Source organism: Planktotalea sp. (assembly GCF_039984035.1).
Taxonomy (GTDB): domain Bacteria; phylum Pseudomonadota; class Alphaproteobacteria; order Rhodobacterales; family Rhodobacteraceae; genus Planktotalea.
Window position 1 is genome coordinate 1 of record NZ_JBDWVM010000056.1, and the last position, 18,281, is coordinate 18,281.

Sequence of the window (18,281 nt, forward strand, 5' to 3'; positions counted from 1 at the left end):
TAGGCGGGCGCACGGACGTGACCCGGCGGCATGAGTTCTCGAATGCGCACGCTATCGCCTGTGGAAAGCTGTTTAGGATCCAAGGCTGGCATCCCCGTAGGTTTCGCCGCGTGCCTTCACCTCAGCCATTTTTGCGCCAAGTTCTTCAAGTGAATAGGCGCCTTTTTCAACGAGGTTCTGGTTAATGGCTGCGATCCACCGCTCATAATAGCTCATGTTTTCAAAGGCGTCCTCGCCCATGTCTTCGAGCGCACGGCGCAAACCATCTACCGTAAAGAATCCCTTGCCGCTACATAGGATCATCAGCGCATCAACGCGTTTCTCCCAAAGCGAAAAGTCATGTTCTGACTCGCAGATCGGGCCGGCATCCGTGCCGCCCATATCGTGCCATCGACGTCCGTTTGTATCATGTTTCATGAGCGAAACGCTAACGTGCGTTGTGGCGGCTGTCTAGAAGGGGCAGGGTCTTTACGCCTCGACATCCTCAATCAAGAGAATTTCACCGCTCTGCGCAAGTTCACGCACGCCTGCGACCACCTCGGTCATTGCCGTTTCACCGTCTTCGTCGCCGACTTCGCCGCGTTCGGCGATGGCCTCTCGCATTTGTTCAGCCAAGCGTTTGGAAATGTTGTCTAAAATAAAATCCGCGGAGGGTTTGGTGAGCTCATCCGTTGCGGCAGCCAGCGCCGTTACAAGCGTATCATTGTCCACAACCCGCAAGATCGCAGCGACGTCGCGGGCATCCACGCGTGCAGCAATATGTTTGAAGGTAAAGATCGCCTTGCGTACTTCCTTGGCAAAGTCTTCATCTTCGCTGTTCAACCCCTCCAAAAGCGCATCTCGCGTTGCGCTGCGGGAGGAGTTCAAAATTGCACCGATGCGATCAACTGGTGCACTTTCAAAAGCGCGCTCAGGCTCGTTTTCCAATTGCGCGATCAAAGCACGGCCGATGCGATCTACAGCGTCTGGGGTCACTGTGCTGGTGAGAGAGACAGAATAGGTGATGCGACGGGCGCGTTCGCCGGGCATTTTGCCCAACATATCCGCCGCCTTTTTCACATCGATTTTCGAAATCAGAACTGCTGCGACCTCAACGCTTTCCTCCTCAATTAATTCGAGCAATTTTTCCGGTTCATATGTGCGCAAACGTTCCCAAGGATCGCCAATATCGCGCACGCCGGTCCGTCTGCGAATTTGTGCAGCTGCTTTTGGGGTAATTTTGCCATCTAGCTCGTTCAACGCGCCTGCAACGCCCTTGGGGAAGGTAAGGCCAGTTTGTTCCAGCTCATTTGCGAATTCTTCGACCACACTGATCAATGTATCGCGGTCAACGCGGCGCAAAGTGCCCATTTGATGCGTCAGTTCCGCCTGTAAATCCTCGGGCAGTTCATTGATTGGGACATTCGCACCCTCTGTCATCAAGAAACGCACAATAATGGCGGCCTTTTCCGCGGAGCTTACTTTGCGCGGAGCAGGTTTGTTCACCGCGTTTTTGGGAGTGATTTGGCCGAGTTGCATCAATTTCTTACCTATCATTCTGCTCTGTTACTTAGCGGTATGAAGGCAAAAAATGAAAAATGACTGAACGCCGCCAAAGTAGCGTTCAGTCGATGTTATTTTTTGATCAGCTTATTCGCCGAACACGCGTTTGAAGATCGTATCGACGTGTTTCGTGTGATAGCCCATGTCGAATTTTTCTTTGATTTCATCGACGCCCAATGCCGCGACAACTTCTTCGTCGGCCAGCAATTGTTCTTGGAAATCAACGCGGTGTTCCCACACTTTCAAAGCGTTACGCTGCACCATGGAATAGGCGTCTTCGCGCGACACGCCTGCCTGTGTAAGGGCAAGCAGGACACGTTGGCTCATCACCAAACCCGGGAACTTGTTCATGTTGTCGAGCATGTTGTCAGGGAAGATCAACATTTTCTCAATAACGCTTGTGAGGCGTTTCAGAGCAAAGTTCAGCGTGATTGTCGCGTCTGGACCGATGGTACGCTCAACAGAGGAATGCGAGATATCGCGCTCATGCCAAAGGGCTACGTTTTCCATCGCGGGAATCACTGCCATGCGAACGAGACGCGCAAGACCTGTGAGGTTTTCGGTCAGAATCGGGTTCTTCTTGTGCGGCATCGCAGAGGAGCCTTTTTGACCCATGGAGAAGAACTCCGCTCCCTCAAGCACTTCGGTGCGTTGCATGTGGCGGATTTCGATAACGATGTTTTCCATGGAGGAGGCGATCACACCCAAAACGGAGAAGAACATCGCGTGACGGTCACGTGGAATCACCTGTGTGGAGATTGGCTCAGGCTTGAGGCCCAGCTTCTCGCAGACGTGCTCTTCAACGCGTGGATCAACGTTTGCGAATGTGCCGATTGCGCCGGAAATCGCACCGGTTGAAATCTCTTCGCGCGCTGCTTTGAGGCGGGCAAGGTTGCGATCCATTTCCGCATAGAACCGCGCGAACGTCAGGCCCATTGTTGTTGGCTCAGCGTGAATACCGTGGGAGCGACCAACGCGAACCGTGTCTTTATGCTCCATCGCGCGGGTTTTGAGCGCGGCCATCAGGCCCTCAAGGTCAGCGATCAGAATGTCAGACGCGCGCACGAGCTGCACGTTCAAACATGTGTCCAAAACGTCAGAGCTGGTCATGCCCTGATGTACAAAACGCGCTTCTTCGCTGCCGACGTGCTCTGCAAGGTGGGTCAGGAAGGCGATGACGTCATGTTTGGTCACCGCTTCGATTTCGTCGATACGCGCCACGTCGAATTCCACGTCTTTGGCTTTCCAAACCGCGTCTGCGTTTTCCTGTGGGATCACGCCAAGGTTGGCCATCGCGTCACAGGCGTGCGCTTCGATCTCATACCAGATGCGGAATTTTGTTTCTGGCGACCAGATTGCAACCATCTCGGGGCGGGAGTAACGAGGGATCATCGATGCCTGTCCTTTTTGTGACTTTCAGCGTGGGTTGCGCTCTCATAGTCTGGGCATGGAAAAGGCACAAGCGAGGAGAGCCAAGGTGAGACGGATTGCCCTGATTTATAGAGGTTTGCCCCTACTTTTGGTGACTTTGCTCGTGCCAGCAGCGGCTTTGGCGCAAGAGAATGAGACTTGGACCGCTTTGGATGGGGATCAGATCAAAGAGGTCTTCGTAGGGGTGGTACTCGATTATCCGAACGCGTGGCAGGATTTTCGCGCCAGTGGCAAGACGCTATATAATGCAGGCGAGGACAGTTGGGGAAATTGGCGTGTTGAGAGCGATCAATATTGTAGCCAGTGGCCGCCGCGTGATCTTTGGGATTGTTATGATGTTGCGCGGCGCGGAGATGACATTCGCTTCACTGATGCGCAGGGGAATCATAGCATTGGGACGATACGACAGTAATGCTTAAACCATCTGATTTCTTGGGCCGCTGGTCGATCGACCGTTCGATCACAGAGGCACATGCCCCAAACCCAGCGCGGTTTGTTGGCAGCGCAACAATCACCGAAGGGCCTGTGGTTTGGGTCTTTGCGGAGGAGGGTACGTTGTCCCTTGCGCAGGGCAGTACCATGAAAGCAGAGCGCAAATATCTCTGGAAATCCGTTGGAAACGGCTTTGATGTGTTCTTTGCGGATGAGCGGTTCTTTCACCGCTTTGATCTGACTGCGCAAGCGCAGGCCAGTCATTGGTGCGATCCGGATCAATATGATGTTGCTTACGATTTTTCGGCTTGGCCGGTTTGGTCAAGCACTTGGAACGTCGCTGGACCGCGTAAAGACTATGTCATGCAGAGTTCCTTCTTACGTCTGCCGTAACGTCATCCTGTTGCCGCTAACATGACAAAAGCTCGGAAAATGCGCTTGCATTTTGCGTTGCAGCAAGAACATATGCCGCAACGCAACATGACAAAGGGTGACACATGAACCTGTCTTTGAACCACAAAGTTTTGAGCGAAGCCGTCGCGCCGCAAGAAGGTACGACCAAACTCGCGAAAGAAGCGGCGCTTGTTGTTGCTGGAATTTTGTTCCTCGCAATCGCTGCAAAAATCAAAGTGCCAATGTGGCCAGTTCCGATCACAATGGGCACATTCGCTGTTCTGACAATGGGCGCGGCTTACGGCGCGCGTCTCGGCCTTGTGACGATCCTTGGCTATATGATCATCGGCGCACTCGGCTTTGACGTTTTCGCAGGGTCTTCTGCTGAAAAATTCGGCCTCGAGTACATGATGGGCGGCACAGGCGGCTACCTTGTTGGCTACGTTCTTGCTGTTCTCGCACTCGGCACGGCAGCGCGCGCTGGTTGGGATCGCTCCGCTCCTAAAATGGCAGGCGCAATGCTTCTTGGTAACGCATTGATCTACGTTCCTGGCCTGATCTGGCTCGGCATGCTCTACGGTTGGGACAAGCCAATCCTTCAGTGGGGCCTCACACCATTCTTGATCGGTGACGCAATCAAGCTCGCGCTTGCAGCGATTACTTTGCCAATGACCTGGAAGCTGGTGAACCGCGCACGCGGCTAAGCTTTCGAGCACTCAAATAGAAAAAGGCGCGGTTTTTTCCGCGCCTTTTTTTGTCGGAAGTCGAGGTTCTCTGGGATGCTACAGAAGTTCAGTCACGACTGTAGAGCTGCGCTCTAAGGTTTTGTGAACAGGGCATTTATCTGCAATTTCCAACAGGCGCGCACGCTGTGCATCATCCAATGAACCTTGCAGTGAAATCACCCGTTTAAAGCTATCAACCTTATCGAGCGTACCGCTGTCCTGCGCATGCATTTTGTCATGGCTGACATCGACCGAAATGCTTTTCAGTGGCCACCCTTTACGGCGTGCATACATGCGGATCGTCATTGAGGTACAGGCGCCAAGCGCTGCCGAGAGATACCCATAAGGCGACATGCCGCGATTGGTGCCACCATAGGCAAGCGGTTCATCCGCCAGCATGTGATGATCGCTGCCGCTGTAAACATCCTGCAAGAAGCCACGCGGATCAGCCTCGCGCACGCGCACGATGCCTTCGGGCGTGCCGATAGGCGGCGCGGCTTTGGGCAGTTTCAGATAACGCTGGCTCCACGATGCAATAACGTCCGCAGTGTAGCAGGCATCATCAGGGTTCGAGATCAGATGATCTGCATCATCCAGCGTCACAAAGCTCTTGGGGTGATTGCCTGCGGTGAAAATCCGTGTCGCGTTTTCGATACCCACAACCGCATCGCGGGGCGCATGCATCACCAACAACGCAGCTTTGGTTGCGCGCATCGCATCATTCAAAGACGTGGCACTCACATCATCAACAAAAGCTTTGCCGATAGTGATTGGTCGACCGCCAAGGTTCACTTCGGCTTTGCCATTTTCACTAATTTCGTTCAGCGCACCGCCAAAATTATGTGTAACATGTTCAGGATCAAAAGGCGCACCAAGCGTCACGACAGCTTTGAGGCCTTCAATTTCGGGGGCGACCTTCAGAACGGCAGCGCCGCCAAGCGAATGCCCGATCAATAGGGTCGGGGCCATGCTGCGTTCTTTCAACACATTCGCCGCTGCAACGAGATCGGCAACGTTGGAGGAAAACGTCGTATTGGCGAACTCACCTTGGCTATGACCGAGCCCCGTAAAATCAAATCTGAGGACTGCAATGCCCTGATCCGCGAGCCGCTGGGAGATTCGGCGCGCCGCGGGGATATCTTTGGAACAGGTGAAGCAATGCGCAAAAAGCGCAGTGGCAAGATGTGGTCCATCAGGCATGTCCAAACGCGCAGCCAATTGCGCGCCTGAGTGGCCTGTAAATGTAAAACGTTCCGTAGGCATGGGGCAGACTCCTAGTGCTGTGCCTAGGGTGGGGCCTTTTTGCCCGAGTGTGAAGATGTGTTACAGCGGAGTCGCGCGGAGGTGATCAGTGCAACACTTTTATCCCCGAAAACCCCGCTTATTCCCCCATGAGAGCGGGATCAAAAGGGTATTTGGTCAAATTCTCAAATCCATCTTCGGTGATCAGCACTTGATCTTCGAGCTTGATTGAGAAATCGCCACCGACTTCGCCGCAGGCTGCCTCGACGCATAAAACCATGCCGGGTTCGAGCGGATACTCAAAAGAGCCGGGCACATATTTCTCTTTATGCGCCACCAAGGGCCATTCATCGCACAGGCCCACACCATGCATCATACAGCCATATTGTTGCGCTTTGAATTTGGCGGGGTGCTGCATGCATTGATCGATCAGGTCGGGGATCATCAGCCCGGGTTTGAGCAGCGACATGTTGTGCATGATAAAGTCATGTGAATGCCTCATCGCGTCGATCATATCTTGGCGTGGCTTCTGATCACCGATCCACCATGTGCGACTGATGTCGATGCAGATGCCATAAGAGCCGATCAAATCCGTATCAAAGGCGACGATTTCGTTGTTCTGAACGATGCGCGGCCCGCACTCTTGAAACCAAGGGTTGGTACGTTGACCAGAGGCGAGCAGGCGGGTTTCGATCCATTCACCGCCGCGCTTGATGTTTTCCGCATGCAGCACCGCCCAAATGTCATCTTCGGACACATTGCCGCTTGGAACATTTTCGCGCGCGAATTTCTCCATCGCATAACAAGCAACTTCGCAGGCATGCGATGCGGCGCGCATGGCCAGAATTTCATCCGGCCCTTTCACCGCGCGCGCCTTTTCTGTGACCTCTTCACCTTCCATGATCTCAAAGCCCTGTGCCTCAAGCGCGCGCAGACCGTGGAGCATGATTTTATCAACCGCGAGACGTTTGTTGCCGCCTGCATGTTCTTCAAGAAGCACACGTATTTCATTGGAAAGCACATCAGCTTGCACATCAATCTTATCACCGCGATCAAAGTAAAACAGATCGGCGCCAGAACGTTGCTCACGTACCAAGGGATTGAATGTACTAAGGAAAGGCGAGTTTTTGTAATCCCAGATCACCATATACCCATCGGCGCAGAGCAGCACCGCGCGAAAGGGATTGTGGGTGTTCCACAGCTGCATATTGGTGCTGTCCGTGGCATAGCGAATATTCAAGGGATCAAACAACAGCAGACCGGCATAGCCGCGATCTACAATGTGTTGGGTGAGGCGTTTCCAACGATATTCGCGCATATTAGCGAGGTTCGGCATGGTGAGACCTGCCGCTTCCCATTCCGCGAAGGCCAATTGTGTCGGACCGATTTCAATGCGGTCGTTGTCATTCGGTGTCCCGTCGCTCAGTGTCGCAGCTTTGCTCGGGTCAATCTTTCGCGCATCGCGGTAATGATGGTTCATTTCAAGCCTCCCATTGCTGGGCATCAGCCTGCGATTGAAGCGCAATTGGGGTCCGCAACATATGCGACACCTCTGGATGTCGTTTTTGAGCGGCTGTCATTAACTTTTAAGAAAACTGTAAAAGAAGTGTCGCGTGCCTGTTAACTGGCCGTCACGCGCAACGGACATCTTCGGCTCATCTGAGAAACTGGAGATTCCTCTCATGACATTTTTGAAAAAAAGCGCCGCATTGGCGCTTCTCGCTGTGACGACACCTGCTTATGCAGATATGACTGCGGATGCGCTCACCTATGGTCCACGTCCGTTCTATCTGATTGATCGCATGGAAGAGGGGCCGCTCAAGAGCAAACTGGCGTCTTGCATGGGGCAAGAGGTTTCACCAAGCCTGTTCTCTATCGGTCACCGCGGTGCGCCTATGCAGTTCCCTGAGCATACACTGCAAAGCAACATCGCAGCTGCGCGCATGGGTGCGGGCATTCTGGAATGCGATGTGACCTTTACCAAGGACAAAGAATTGGTTTGCCGTCATGCGCAAAACGATTTGCACACGACAACCAATATTCTCGCGACGTCTTTGGCGGACAACTGCACGGCCGGTTTTACTCCCGCTGCAGGTGAAGACAAAGCCAGCGCCGAGTGCCGCGCGTCTGACATTACATTGGCGGAGTTCAAAACGCTGACAGGCAAAATGGACGCTGCAGATACTTCTGCAACGACAGTCGAGGCCTATATGGACGGCACTGCTGGCTGGCGCACGGATCTGTATACCGTTCAGGGCGGCACGCTTTTGACGCACACGGAAAGCATTGAAGCGTTCAAATCCTATGGCGCAAAGTTCACACCCGAGCTGAAATCACCAAGCGTTGATATGCCGTTCGATGGTTTCTCCATGGACGACTACGCCCAGAAGATGATCGACGAGTATAAAGCAGCAGGCGTGCCAGCCTCTGAAGTTTGGGCGCAAAGCTTTGATCTGGATGTGGTGAAATATTGGATCAAAGCGGAGCCGGAATTCGGCGCGCAAGCGGTCTATTTGATGGATGAGTACAACATCGAGGGCTATTCCGCGATGGACCCGGCGACATGGCCAAACACCATGGAAGAGCTGAAAGCGATGGGTGTGAACTACATCGCACCGCCTATGTGGATGCTTTTGACGCTTGAGGGTGACAAGATTGTTGCGTCTGAGCTGGCAAAACAAGCCAATGCTGCTGGCCTGAAAATCATCACTTGGACGCTGGAACGTTCCGGTCCACTTGGCAACGGCGGCGGCTGGTATTTCCAAAGCGTTAAGGACGTGATCGACAACGATGCGGATTACTTCGACGTGCTCGATGCCTTGGCGCAAGAGGTCAAAGTTGTAGGTGTCTTCTCTGATTGGCCTTCGACTGTCACATATTACGCGAATTGCATGGGGCTGTAAGCCTAAATCAATTTGATTGGTGACGAGAAAGGGTTGGCCTGCTAGCCCTTTCCTCATGTCTGCAATTTGCCAATCACATTATCCTGAACGCCTGCGCACGGCGCGTGCCTTGCCCGGAATTGCGCCGCTTTCTGCTGGCGATTGGCTTGAGGTGGACGATGCCTTTGCTGCGCAGATGACGCGGCGCGAGGCGCTCCTCAAGGATCAGAAAGACAAGGTACTTGCGCATGTCGAGGACTCACGCCCCGCGCGAGAAGAGGCCTTGGCTGAAGCACTGAAGCTACTGGCGCATGATGCGCGATATGAGCTGTCTACAAGCCATGTGCGTCGCCCCGATGGTCAAACGGTTGATTTACAGGGTGAGCCGCTCGAAGTTTTGGGGCGTTTGGTGCAAGAAGACATTTGTTTGATGCAAAAGCCTGAGGGCGCAGCAGAACATGTCCTAAGCGCTGCATGCCTGTGTTTTCCTGCGTCTTGGACCTTGGCCGAAAAGATCGGCAAGCCGTTGCTCGCCATTCATGACCCTGTTGCGGAATATGACGATACGCTCGCGCGCCGTGTCCAACGATTGTTTGATGGGGTGCAAGTGGGGAGGCCCTTGTGGCGCTTTAACCAGCTTTGGTACGCGGATGCAGAGCTGCACCAGCCCAGATCAGTCTACGCGCCGCGTGAAGAGGTGAGCCCAATTCAAGGTGATTTTCTGCGCATGGAAAAGCAATCAATCGTTCGACTGCCCCAAACGCGGGCCGTCGTGTTTTCGATCCACACATACGTTTTAAATCGCGCCGACGTCCCAGAGGATATCGCGCGATCAACGCGTTCTAACTGAAATCAGAGAGGGGGGTTAGCGACCCCAGGTGCGCACAGGACCGCAATCCATGTGTACAAAATTGGAGCCAGAATAGCTTCCAACACCGCCGCCACGGCATGCTGCTGCTGCACGAGACACTTGCCCAACGGAACGTGAAGACAGACGCAAATCAGCCGCTTGGCCCTTCATGTGAAGCGAGTTTTTCGCAACGCCAGATGAGCGTGAACGCAGCATCGCGTTGGTTTTCGGGCTGCGATAGCCAGACAACAACATGTAAGGTTCGTTTGAATCCAGAAGGTTATGTGCCGCGGCCATAACGTCGATGGTGCGAAGGTCGATGAATTTCACATCATTGGTGCGCCAATCGCGCATGAAGTGGTGAACTTCTTGTACCGCTTCTTTGATGTACTTGCCTTCGACCCAATAAATCATGTCGATGCGTTCGCCAGTGCGGCCGGAATACATTTTAATACGACGAATGTCGCCGCCGCCGCGCAGGAAGCCTGCTGCGTTTGCATAGCTCGGAGCTGCTACGACCGCTGTGGCCGCGAATGCACGAAGAAGGCCACGACGCGTTACGCCGCTACTCTGTTCGTTTGCCATCACTTAGTCCGTCCCGTTCTTAACCTGTTCGCATCCGATGTTACGGATGCTCTGCCTATGTATCCCCGCAGTACAGCTTCTATGACATACTTCGAATCGCCAACCAAGCTTCGATTTCCGAAAAGGGGAGATCGCAACCATTTTCGGCATTTTTCTGCTCAATTGTGTAAATATATCATTCAATTGCATCAAATGAATGAAGTCGACGTTAATTCTAGGTGCACAGTTGCACCACAGAACGGCTTTTGTTGTCACCTTTCGCAAATGTGAATGGACAGAGTAGGGGCCAATGAAAGAAGACATCAGATACAAAAAACGCGCGCTGCCCGCGCTATAAACAGTACATTTTTTTCGGGGGACATCGATGCATATGCTTCGCAGTCAGGTACTTTTTTCATTCAGAGCATGTCTTGCCGTGTTCGCGCTCATGCTTTTGAGCATCGGTTTTGTTGCCACGCCAGCGCAGGCTCAGGTTACCGCCTTTAAGCAGGCTGTTGCGGAAGCTGCGGCAAAAGACAAAGACATCTCAGCCTTTTACCAAGCCAACAAATACAAAGCGATTTGGACAGGACGTAACAACAAGGATCGCCAACGCCGCGATGCTTTGCTGAACGCGGTAACGAACGCAGCTGATCATGGCCTACCAGTGAGCCGCTATAACCCCGAGCAACTCAAAGCGTTGCTCAAACAAGCGAAAAGCCCACGGGATCGCGGCGCTGTAGAAGTCGAGATGAGCCGCATCTTCCTGCAATATGCGCGGGACCTTCAAACAGGTGTTCTGACACCGTCCAAAGTTGATAGCGATATCGTCCGCAGTATTCCGCACCGTGATCGTCTGTCTTACCTGACGAACTTCACGAAATCCTCGCCAAAGCGCTTTTTCCAAGCTCTGGCGCCAACCGCGCCAGAATATGCACGCTTGATGAAAGCTAAGCTGTTGATGGAACGCCAGTTGGCAAAAGGCGGCTGGGGCCAGAAAGTTCCTGCGAAATCCTTGAAGCCGGGTCAGTCTGGCAATGCGGTCGTTATCTTGCGCAACCGTTTGCAAACAATGGGCTACCTAAAGCGTTCTTCTTCGCAAACTTATGACGCTGCGATGCAATCTGCGATGCAACAGTTCCAAACCTCCCGTGGTTTGAACCCTGATGGGGTTGCAGGGCCGGGCACGATGGCGGAAATCAACCGCCCGATTGAGGCCAATCTGCAAGCGGTCATGGTTGCGATGGAGCGCGAGCGCTGGATGAACCGTCCACGTGGCAAGCGCCATATCTGGGTCAACCTGACGGACTTCTCCGCAGTTATCATGGACAATGGTAAAGAGACATTCCGCACGCGGTCGGTGATTGGCAAAGATCAAAGTGATCGCCGTAGCCCAGAGTTTTCTGATGTGATGGAATTCATGGTGATCAATCCGTCTTGGTATGTGCCACGTTCCATCACGACGAAAGAATACCTACCATTGATGCAGCGTAACCCGAACGCGGTGTCGCATCTGCAGGTGATCGATAGCCGTGGTCGCACCGTGTCCCGCTCAGCGGCGAACTTTGGCGCTTACACAGCTAAAACATTCCCATACAGTCTGAAGCAACCACCAAGCCGCGGAAACGCATTGGGTCTTGTGAAATTCATGTTCCCGAACCGTCACAACATCTATCTGCACGATACGCCTGCAAAGAACCTGTTCAGCCGCGAAACGCGTGCCTATTCACACGGTTGCATCCGTTTGCATCAACCATTCGAATTCGCTTACGCCCTTTTGGCAAAGCAAACGAGCGATCCGAAAGGGTTCTTTCAAGCGAAACTGGCGACGGGTTCCGAGGCACGTGTAAACCTGAAAGAGCCTGTTCCTGTGCACATCGTCTATCGCACGGCATTCGTAACAGCCAAAGGCAGCGTCAACTTCCGCCGCGATGTCTATGGTCGTGATGCGCGTATCTTTAAGGCGCTGGCCAATGCAGGCGTTCAATTGCGCGCTGTTGGCGGCTAAACGTTTTTCATCTGAATGACATGAGCAAAGCCGGGGCATGCCTCGGCTTTGTTTCGTTTGATCAGGTGGTTTGCCTCCGACTGTGATATCGCCTACATCATTCTCAAGATCGCAGGCGAGGGCAGCTATGACATATTCGATTGAACAAATCGCAAAAGGATTGGGCGCAAAAGCTGTTGGTGATGTGGGGCTGATCGTGGCCTCTGTTGCAGAGCCAGCATCCGCGAAAGCCGATCAGCTTGCCTTGGCGATGAAACCTGATTTTGCAAAACAATTGCCAGATGGTGCGGCGCAAGCCGCGCTGCTCTGGAGCGATGCTGATTGGCAGGGGTTCGGGTTGAAAGCAGCCATTTTGGCGGATCGACCACGGTTTGCGATGGCCTCGCTCAGCGCCATGATGGACCCGGAGCCGACGCCGCCAGCAGTAGTGCACCCGTCCGCTGTTATTGACCCAAGCGCCGAGCTCGGCGCGAATGTGTCAGTCGGGCCCTTGGCCGTCATTGAAGCAGGCGCGCGTATCGGCGCAAACAGCCGCATTGCTGCGCAGGTCTTTATCGGGCGCGACGCGGTAATCGGCGCTGATGCCAACCTTCGGGAAGGCGTTCGAATTGGCGCACGCGTGCGCATCGGCGCCCGCTTTATCGCGCAGCCCGGCGCAACTATTGGCGGCGATGGATTTTCCTTTGTCACGCCCGAAGCGGGTGCAGTTGAACGCGTGCGCGACACCCTTGGTGATCAGGGCGACGTCAAAGCGCAAAGCTGGGCGCGCATTCATTCGCTGGGTTCTGTCCAGATTGGTAATGATGTGGAGATCGGCGCAAATTCTTGTGTAGATCGTGGAACGGTGCGGGATACGGTGATCGGCAACGGATGTAAGTTCGATAACCTCGCGCAGATTGGCCACAACGTGGTGATCGGAAACGACTGCATGATTTGCGCGCAGGTCGGTATCGCGGGATCAACTCGTATTGGCAATAATGTCGTGCTGGGTGGTCAAACGGGCGTCAGTGACAATGTCTTTATCGGTGACAACGCAATCACTGGCGGCGCAACCAAGGTCCTGTCCAATGTTCCTGCGGGTCGCGTTATGCTGGGATACCCTGCGGTCAAAATGGACAAGCAGATCGAAATCCACAAATACTTGCGCCGCTTGCCGCGCCTGTTCGCTGATGTCGCATCCCTGCAAAAGGGTGTTTCCAAGAGCCGCGACAGCGACTAAATCAACACCCAAGCATTTGGCACAAAAGGATCGGCCATGAGCATACGCGACAAAATCATCGAGATCATCGCAGAACAGGCAATGCTGGACATCTCGGACGTCAGTGCAGACAGCACATTAGAAAGCCTCGGGATTGATAGTCTTGGCCTCGTTGAGAGTATCTTTGCAATTGAAGAAGAGTTCGATGTGACCATCCCCTTCAACGCGAATGAGCCTGAAAAGAGCGATTTTGACATCTCATCGGTTGAGACAATCATCGCTGGGATTGAACGTTTGGTAGCTGAAAAGTCGTGAGACGCGTTGTCATCACTGGCGCAGGCACGATCAACGCGCTTGGCCAATCTGTTCCAGCAACGCTCAAAGCGATGCAAGAGGGGCATTGCGGCATTGGTCCGCTAGAGTTTCGTGACGTTGACCGTCTGTCGATACAGATCGGTGGGCAGGTCAAAGGCTTTGAAACCGAGGGTCTGTTCAACCGTCAACAAATGACGCTCTATGATCGCTTCACGCAGTTTACGCTTTGCGCTGCGAAAGAGGCGATTTTGCAATCCGGTCTCGATTTCGTTGGTGAGTTGGCGGCGCGGTCTGGCGTTGTTCTTGGAACCGCTGGCGGCGGGGTGAGCACATGGGACGACAATTATCGTTCGGTCTATGAGGACGGTAAAAACCGCGTGCACCCGTTTGTTGTGCCGAAGCTTATGAACAATGCGGCCTGTAGCCATATCTCGATGGAGCATAACCTGAAGGGGCCTTCCTTTACGGTTTCAACGGCCTGCGCATCCTCCAATCATGCGATGTCGCAAGCGTTTTCTATGATCCGCACAGGCATGGCAGAGGTCATGGTCACAGGCGGTTCTGAAAGCATGCTGTGTTTTGGCGGCGTTAAAGCGTGGGAAGGTCTGCGCGTGATGTCCAAGGACGCGTGCCGTCCGTTTTCAGCCAACCGCAATGGCATGGTTCAGGGTGAGGGCGCTGGTATTTTCGTCTTTGAAGAGATGGAACATGCCAAAGCGCGCGGCGCTGAAATCCTGTGCGAAGTGGCAGGCTTTGCGATGTCGTCCGATGCGGCTGACATTGTGATGCCGTCTAAACAGGGGGCCGCGCGGGCGATTTCCGGAGCATTGGCGGATGCAAAGATTGATCGCAGCGGGGTTGGCTACATCAACGCCCACGGAACGGGAACTGCTGCAAATGACAAAACCGAATGTGCGGCCGTTGCCGATGTGTTTGGCCCGCACGCAGATGATTTGATGATGAGTTCAACCAAATCGATGCATGGGCATCTGATTGGTGGCACAGGTGCTGTGGAGCTGTTGGCCTGCATCATGGCCCTGCGTGACGGGATCATCGCGCCGACCATTGGCTATGAAGAAGCAGACCCGGAGTGCGCGCTTGATGTTGTGCCAAACGAGGCGCGCGAGGCCAAAGTCGATGTTGCCCTGAGCAACGCGTTTGCCTTTGGTGGATTGAACGCGGTCCTTGCGCTGCGCAAGGTCTAGCGCGGCCCAAACGAAAAAACGCGCCCGTGGGCGCGTTTTCCATCATTCAAAACTATAATGCAGGTTAGGCTGATTACTGGGTCACAACAGTTGATTTATCAAAGCCGGCTGTAAAACCCTTGAGCGACATGTTGAGGTCGACCTTTTGATCCGGCGCAAGGAACGGAACAATCGTGACCGTCGCAGCAGCGCCGCGCTTGAAGCTATTCACATCGCTTTGCGTGAGGCCGATACGGGCAAAACAACCAACCGGGTTACAGAAAGAGTAGGGGTAGCGCTTGCCTTGTGAGCCGTCAACAGAGACGCGCAATTGCGCTTGGAGTGATGTTTCAAGTGGCACGATAACCGTTGCGCCAGCCACAGCTTGACCACCAGAAGGCAGGCGGAAAATGCTGACTTCGGCAACGGGGTTGCCTTCGCTGTCTGTCATCAACTGATACATTTGGCAGGGCTCTTCGGTGCCTTCTTCAACGCGAACGCATTGAATTTCCCAGTCTTGCTCTTCTTCGCGAATATAAGTCTGACCGATTTGCGGCGTTGATGCATCTTCGCCAAGGCTGAGATCTGTTTCGATCGGAGCGATGGGTTTGTCTTCCTCGGTTGTGGCCTCAGTTGTGGACTGCGCAAACGCCGCGCCGCCAAGTGCGAGGCATGCGATTGCTGAAAGGGCAGACATACGAGTGATCATTAAAGATTTCCTGACTTAGTGTTGATTGGCGCTTCTTTAACATGGCTCTTAGGCTGTGTCAGTGGCACGCTTTTAATAGAGTGGCGAGTTTGCGCTTATTTTGCTCAATCAGATGCGCTTGGCAAGTAGAGCCTTCAATTTGAGTAAAACTCTTGGAAAACAGAAGGCACAAAAAAAGGAAGACCTCTTCTGGGTCTTCCTTTTCTATTTTTTCCCTGTCGAACTGGCCGACTTATTGGGGCAAGACTACGATGCACTTACGCATGCGTCAACAGCTAAAAGCCAAAATGTCGCATCTTCTTGAACTCTTTCAGTCAGAGAGTTTTTGTTTGTTCATAAACCCTTATCGGGCATCTTTGAGAGTTGAATAAAAAAACCGCGCCACAAGGGCGCGGTCAGTTGGACAGGGAGGAAGTCCGTCCGCAAACCGAGGACAGTCAGCTGCGAACAGATTGCACTTTGGCATGAATAAGTTAACGTGCAGTTGCAGCACGGACCCCTGTGCGATCTAACTTTTAAGCGTGGGAGTGCGTCATGGATCACCATATTTTCGTCGGAGGCGGCGGTGAAGGCTATGTTGAAAAACAGTGGCTCAACCTGAAGTATGCAAACCGTCATGGGCTTATCGCCGGTGCAACTGGTACGGGTAAGACGGTAACCTTGCAAATTCTGGCCGAGAATTTCGCAAATGCAGGTGTTCCGGTCTTCTTGACCGATGTGAAGGGCGATCTGTCTGGTTTGGCGCTCGCAGGCTCAGAAGGCTTTAAGCTGCATGACGCCTTCACATCGCGCGCTGAGAAAATCGGATTCTCAGATTATTCATATGACACATTCCCTGTCACATTCTGGGATTTGTTCGGCGAACAGGGCCACCCCGTACGCACAACCGTCGCGGAAATGGGTCCGCTATTGGTGTCGCGTTTGCTTGAACTTGGCGAAGCGCAAGAGGGTGTGGTTAACATCGCCTTCCGCGTGGCCGATGAGCAGGGCATGCCTTTGCTCGATCTCAAGGACTTGCAAGCGCTCTTGGTTTGGGTCGGCGAGAACCGCGAAGAGCTGACATTGCGTTATGGAAATGTATCGACCAGCTCCATTGGCGCAATCCAGCGCCGCTTGCTGGTGCTGGAAAACCAAGGCGGCGCCAAGCTGTTTGGCGAACCTGGTTTGGCGCTCAGCGACATTATCAGCACCGCGCCCGATGGCCGTGGCCGTATCAATATTCTGGCCTCAGACAAATTGATGGCCGCGCCGCGGCTCTATTCTACATTCTTGCTTTGGTTGTTGTCAGAGCTCTTCGAAGAACTGCCTGAGGTCGGCGATCCGGATAAACCAAAGCTGGTGTTCTTCTTTGATGAGGCGCATCTTCTCTTTGATGGCGCGCCAAAAGCGTTGGTTGATAAGGTCGAACAGGTCGCTCGGTTGATCCGTTCCAAGGGCGTGGGGATCTATTTCGTGACGCAAAACCCCTCTGATGTGCCTGAGGACATTCTCAGCCAATTGGGGAACCGGGTTCAACATGCGTTGCGCGCATTTACCGCCCGTGATCGTCGCCGTTTGAAAGAGGCGGCAGAGACCTACCGTGACAACCCGAATTTTGACACCGAAGAAGCCATTCGTGAAGTTGGCGTTGGCGAAGCGGTCACCTCTATGCTGCAAAAGAAGGGGATTCCGGGCATCGTAGAGCGCACGTTGATCCGCCCACCCAGCTCGCAACTTGGGCCTATTACGCCGGCCGAGCGCGCCGATGTGATGGCCAAATCGCCTGTCGCTGGCAAATATGAAGCTGTGATCGATCGCGAGTCCGCCTATGAAATTTTGCGTGCCCGCGCCGATGCGGCGGCAAAGGCAGCAGCAGAGGCCGAAGAAGAAGAGGAAGAGCTTGAAATGGCCGCGCGCGAATACAAGGCTGCGCGCCGTTATTCAGGAACGCGCGTGAGCCGTTCCACCAGCAAGCGTTCAAAGAGTGATGGGTTTGGGGCTGCGATGGCGCAGGTCGTGATAAAAGAGCTCAAAGGCACCACAGGGCGGCGTATTGTGCGCGGCATTCTGGGTGGTCTATTTAAAGCGAGATAAGCAAAAATGGCTAAACGACGTATCAATCTCGCCCTCCAAGGGGGCGGGGCGCATGGCGCGTTCACTTGGGGTGCGTTAGATCGCATTCTGCAAGAGCCTGATCTGGAAATCGCCGCAATTTCAGGGGCCTCAGCAGGGGCGTTGAATGCGGCTGCGTTGAAGTCGGGCTTTTTAGCGGACGGCGCTGAGGGTGCGCGCGCATCCCTTACAGCGCTCTGGGACGGGATCGCGCAGAGCAGCGATGCGGGCATGAGCCAGTGGTTCGGGCAAGATTTCTTTTCACCCTCCATGATGTCGCAAGCTTTGGAACTTTCCGCGCCCTATATGTTTGCCGATGCCTTCAATCGTCTAACGTCACCTTACAGTTGGGGCCCGTTTTATAATCATCCGTTGCGCAAAATCGTGGATGGGTTCGATTATGGGCAGATTGACAGCGATGAAGGGCCTGACTTGTTCGTTGGCGCGACTAACGTGCGCAGCGGCAAGGTCAAAGTGTTTAAAGGCGCAGAGATTGGTCCTGATGCTTTGCTCGCCTCGGCCTGTCTACCGACGCTGTTCAAGGCCGTCGAAATTGATGGCGAGGCTTATTGGGATGGCGGCTACACGGGCAATCCACCGCTCTTTCCGTTGTTTGTCAAAGACCTGCCGGACGATGTGTTGTTCATCACTATCAACCCGCTTGAACGGGTTGAGGTGCCGCAAACAGCACAAGCGATCCAGAACCGAATTAACG

At 53.8% G+C, this 18,281-nt stretch carries 18 protein-coding genes; 11 read left to right on the forward strand and 7 right to left on the reverse strand.

Annotation, left to right across the window (positions count from 1 at the left end; genetic code table 11):
* Positions 1-72 precede the first annotated feature (72 nt).
* From ABJQ89_RS02425 to purB, 3 genes are all read right to left on the reverse strand, one after another.
* Positions 73-381, reverse strand: coding sequence for a ScnB-like protein (locus ABJQ89_RS02425; RefSeq protein WP_348494697.1), 309 nt, complete (start codon positions 379-381; stop codon positions 73-75).
* Positions 382-468: 87 nt separating this feature from the next.
* Positions 469-1,518 carry a FliG C-terminal domain-containing protein gene (locus ABJQ89_RS02430; RefSeq protein WP_348494681.1) on the reverse strand — a complete coding sequence of 350 codons (1,050 nt, stop codon included), beginning with the start codon at positions 1,516-1,518 and terminating at the stop codon, positions 469-471.
* Positions 1,519-1,629: 111 nt separating this feature from the next.
* Positions 1,630-2,934, reverse strand: a complete 1,305-nt coding sequence (gene purB / locus ABJQ89_RS02435) for an adenylosuccinate lyase (RefSeq protein WP_348494682.1) — start codon at positions 2,932-2,934, stop codon at positions 1,630-1,632.
* An 85-nt stretch (positions 2,935-3,019) separates the two neighbouring features.
* Between purB and ABJQ89_RS02440 the strand changes: the two genes are divergently transcribed.
* The 3 genes from ABJQ89_RS02440 to ABJQ89_RS02450 all read left to right on the forward strand — a co-directional run bounded on the left by ABJQ89_RS02440 (position 3,020) and on the right by ABJQ89_RS02450 (position 4,502).
* Positions 3,020-3,385, forward strand: coding sequence for a hypothetical protein (locus tag ABJQ89_RS02440; protein ID WP_348494683.1), 366 nt, complete (start codon positions 3,020-3,022; stop codon positions 3,383-3,385).
* Positions 3,385-3,798 carry a DUF6314 family protein gene (locus ABJQ89_RS02445; RefSeq protein ID WP_348494684.1) on the forward strand — a complete coding sequence of 138 codons (414 nt, stop codon included), beginning with the start codon at positions 3,385-3,387 and terminating at the stop codon, positions 3,796-3,798. The genes ABJQ89_RS02440 and ABJQ89_RS02445 overlap by 1 nt, the downstream gene beginning before the upstream one ends.
* Before the next feature lie 104 nt (positions 3,799-3,902).
* Positions 3,903-4,502 carry a biotin transporter BioY gene (locus ABJQ89_RS02450; protein ID WP_348494685.1) on the forward strand — a complete coding sequence of 200 codons (600 nt, stop codon included), beginning with the start codon at positions 3,903-3,905 and terminating at the stop codon, positions 4,500-4,502.
* Between the two features lie 78 nt (positions 4,503-4,580).
* On the opposite strand, the gene ABJQ89_RS02455 is transcribed toward ABJQ89_RS02450, so the two are convergent.
* Together ABJQ89_RS02455 and dddP are read right to left on the reverse strand one after the other, a co-directional pair.
* A complete protein-coding gene (locus ABJQ89_RS02455; RefSeq protein ID WP_348494686.1) occupies positions 4,581-5,786 on the reverse strand; it encodes a bifunctional alpha/beta hydrolase/OsmC family protein in 1,206 nt (401 codons plus the stop codon).
* A 118-nt stretch (positions 5,787-5,904) separates the two neighbouring features.
* Positions 5,905-7,245, reverse strand: coding sequence for a dimethylsulfonioproprionate lyase DddP (gene dddP, locus ABJQ89_RS02460; protein ID WP_348494687.1), 1,341 nt, complete (start codon positions 7,243-7,245; stop codon positions 5,905-5,907).
* 202 nt (positions 7,246-7,447) lie between these two features.
* Between dddP and ABJQ89_RS02465 the strand changes: the two genes are divergently transcribed.
* Together ABJQ89_RS02465 and ABJQ89_RS02470 are read left to right on the forward strand one after the other, a co-directional pair.
* A complete protein-coding gene (locus ABJQ89_RS02465) occupies positions 7,448-8,668 on the forward strand; it encodes a glycerophosphodiester phosphodiesterase family protein (protein ID WP_348494688.1) in 1,221 nt (406 codons plus the stop codon).
* A 55-nt stretch (positions 8,669-8,723) separates the two neighbouring features.
* A complete protein-coding gene (locus tag ABJQ89_RS02470; RefSeq protein WP_348494689.1) occupies positions 8,724-9,497 on the forward strand; it encodes a DUF3445 domain-containing protein in 774 nt (257 codons plus the stop codon).
* Positions 9,498-9,512: 15 nt separating this feature from the next.
* Here ABJQ89_RS02470 and ABJQ89_RS02475 read toward each other — a convergent pair whose 3' ends face one another.
* Positions 9,513-10,082, reverse strand: coding sequence for a DUF882 domain-containing protein (locus tag ABJQ89_RS02475; RefSeq protein ID WP_348494690.1), 570 nt, complete (start codon positions 10,080-10,082; stop codon positions 9,513-9,515).
* 370 nt (positions 10,083-10,452) lie between these two features.
* Here ABJQ89_RS02475 and ABJQ89_RS02480 point away from each other — a divergent pair, with 370 nt between their 5' ends.
* The 4 genes from ABJQ89_RS02480 (at position 10,453) to ABJQ89_RS02495 (ending at position 14,787) form a co-directional block, all read left to right on the forward strand.
* Positions 10,453-12,069 carry a L,D-transpeptidase family protein gene (locus ABJQ89_RS02480; protein ID WP_348494698.1) on the forward strand — a complete coding sequence of 539 codons (1,617 nt, stop codon included), beginning with the start codon at positions 10,453-10,455 and terminating at the stop codon, positions 12,067-12,069.
* 127 nt (positions 12,070-12,196) lie between these two features.
* Positions 12,197-13,288 carry a UDP-3-O-(3-hydroxymyristoyl)glucosamine N-acyltransferase gene (gene lpxD, locus ABJQ89_RS02485; RefSeq protein WP_348494691.1) on the forward strand — a complete coding sequence of 364 codons (1,092 nt, stop codon included), beginning with the start codon at positions 12,197-12,199 and terminating at the stop codon, positions 13,286-13,288.
* A 36-nt stretch (positions 13,289-13,324) separates the two neighbouring features.
* Positions 13,325-13,582 carry a phosphopantetheine-binding protein gene (locus ABJQ89_RS02490; RefSeq protein ID WP_348494692.1) on the forward strand — a complete coding sequence of 86 codons (258 nt, stop codon included), beginning with the start codon at positions 13,325-13,327 and terminating at the stop codon, positions 13,580-13,582.
* Positions 13,579-14,787: a beta-ketoacyl-[acyl-carrier-protein] synthase family protein gene (locus ABJQ89_RS02495; protein WP_348494693.1), complete on the forward strand. Its 1,209-nt coding sequence runs from the start codon at positions 13,579-13,581 to the stop codon at positions 14,785-14,787. Before ABJQ89_RS02490 ends, ABJQ89_RS02495 begins: the two co-directional genes overlap by 4 nt.
* Positions 14,788-14,860: 73 nt before the next feature.
* On the opposite strand, the gene ABJQ89_RS02500 is transcribed toward ABJQ89_RS02495, so the two are convergent.
* Positions 14,861-15,475: an invasion associated locus B family protein gene (locus tag ABJQ89_RS02500; protein ID WP_348494694.1), complete on the reverse strand. Its 615-nt coding sequence runs from the start codon at positions 15,473-15,475 to the stop codon at positions 14,861-14,863.
* A gap of 534 nt (positions 15,476-16,009) precedes the next feature.
* Here ABJQ89_RS02500 and ABJQ89_RS02505 point away from each other — a divergent pair.
* Together ABJQ89_RS02505 and ABJQ89_RS02510 are read left to right on the forward strand one after the other, a co-directional pair.
* Complete coding sequence (locus ABJQ89_RS02505) at positions 16,010-17,548, forward strand: helicase HerA-like domain-containing protein (RefSeq protein ID WP_348494695.1); 1,539 nt, start codon at positions 16,010-16,012, stop codon at positions 17,546-17,548.
* 6 nt (positions 17,549-17,554) lie between these two features.
* Positions 17,555-18,281, forward strand: a 727-nt coding sequence (locus ABJQ89_RS02510) for a patatin-like phospholipase family protein (RefSeq protein WP_348494696.1), incomplete at its 3' end; no start/stop codon positions are given.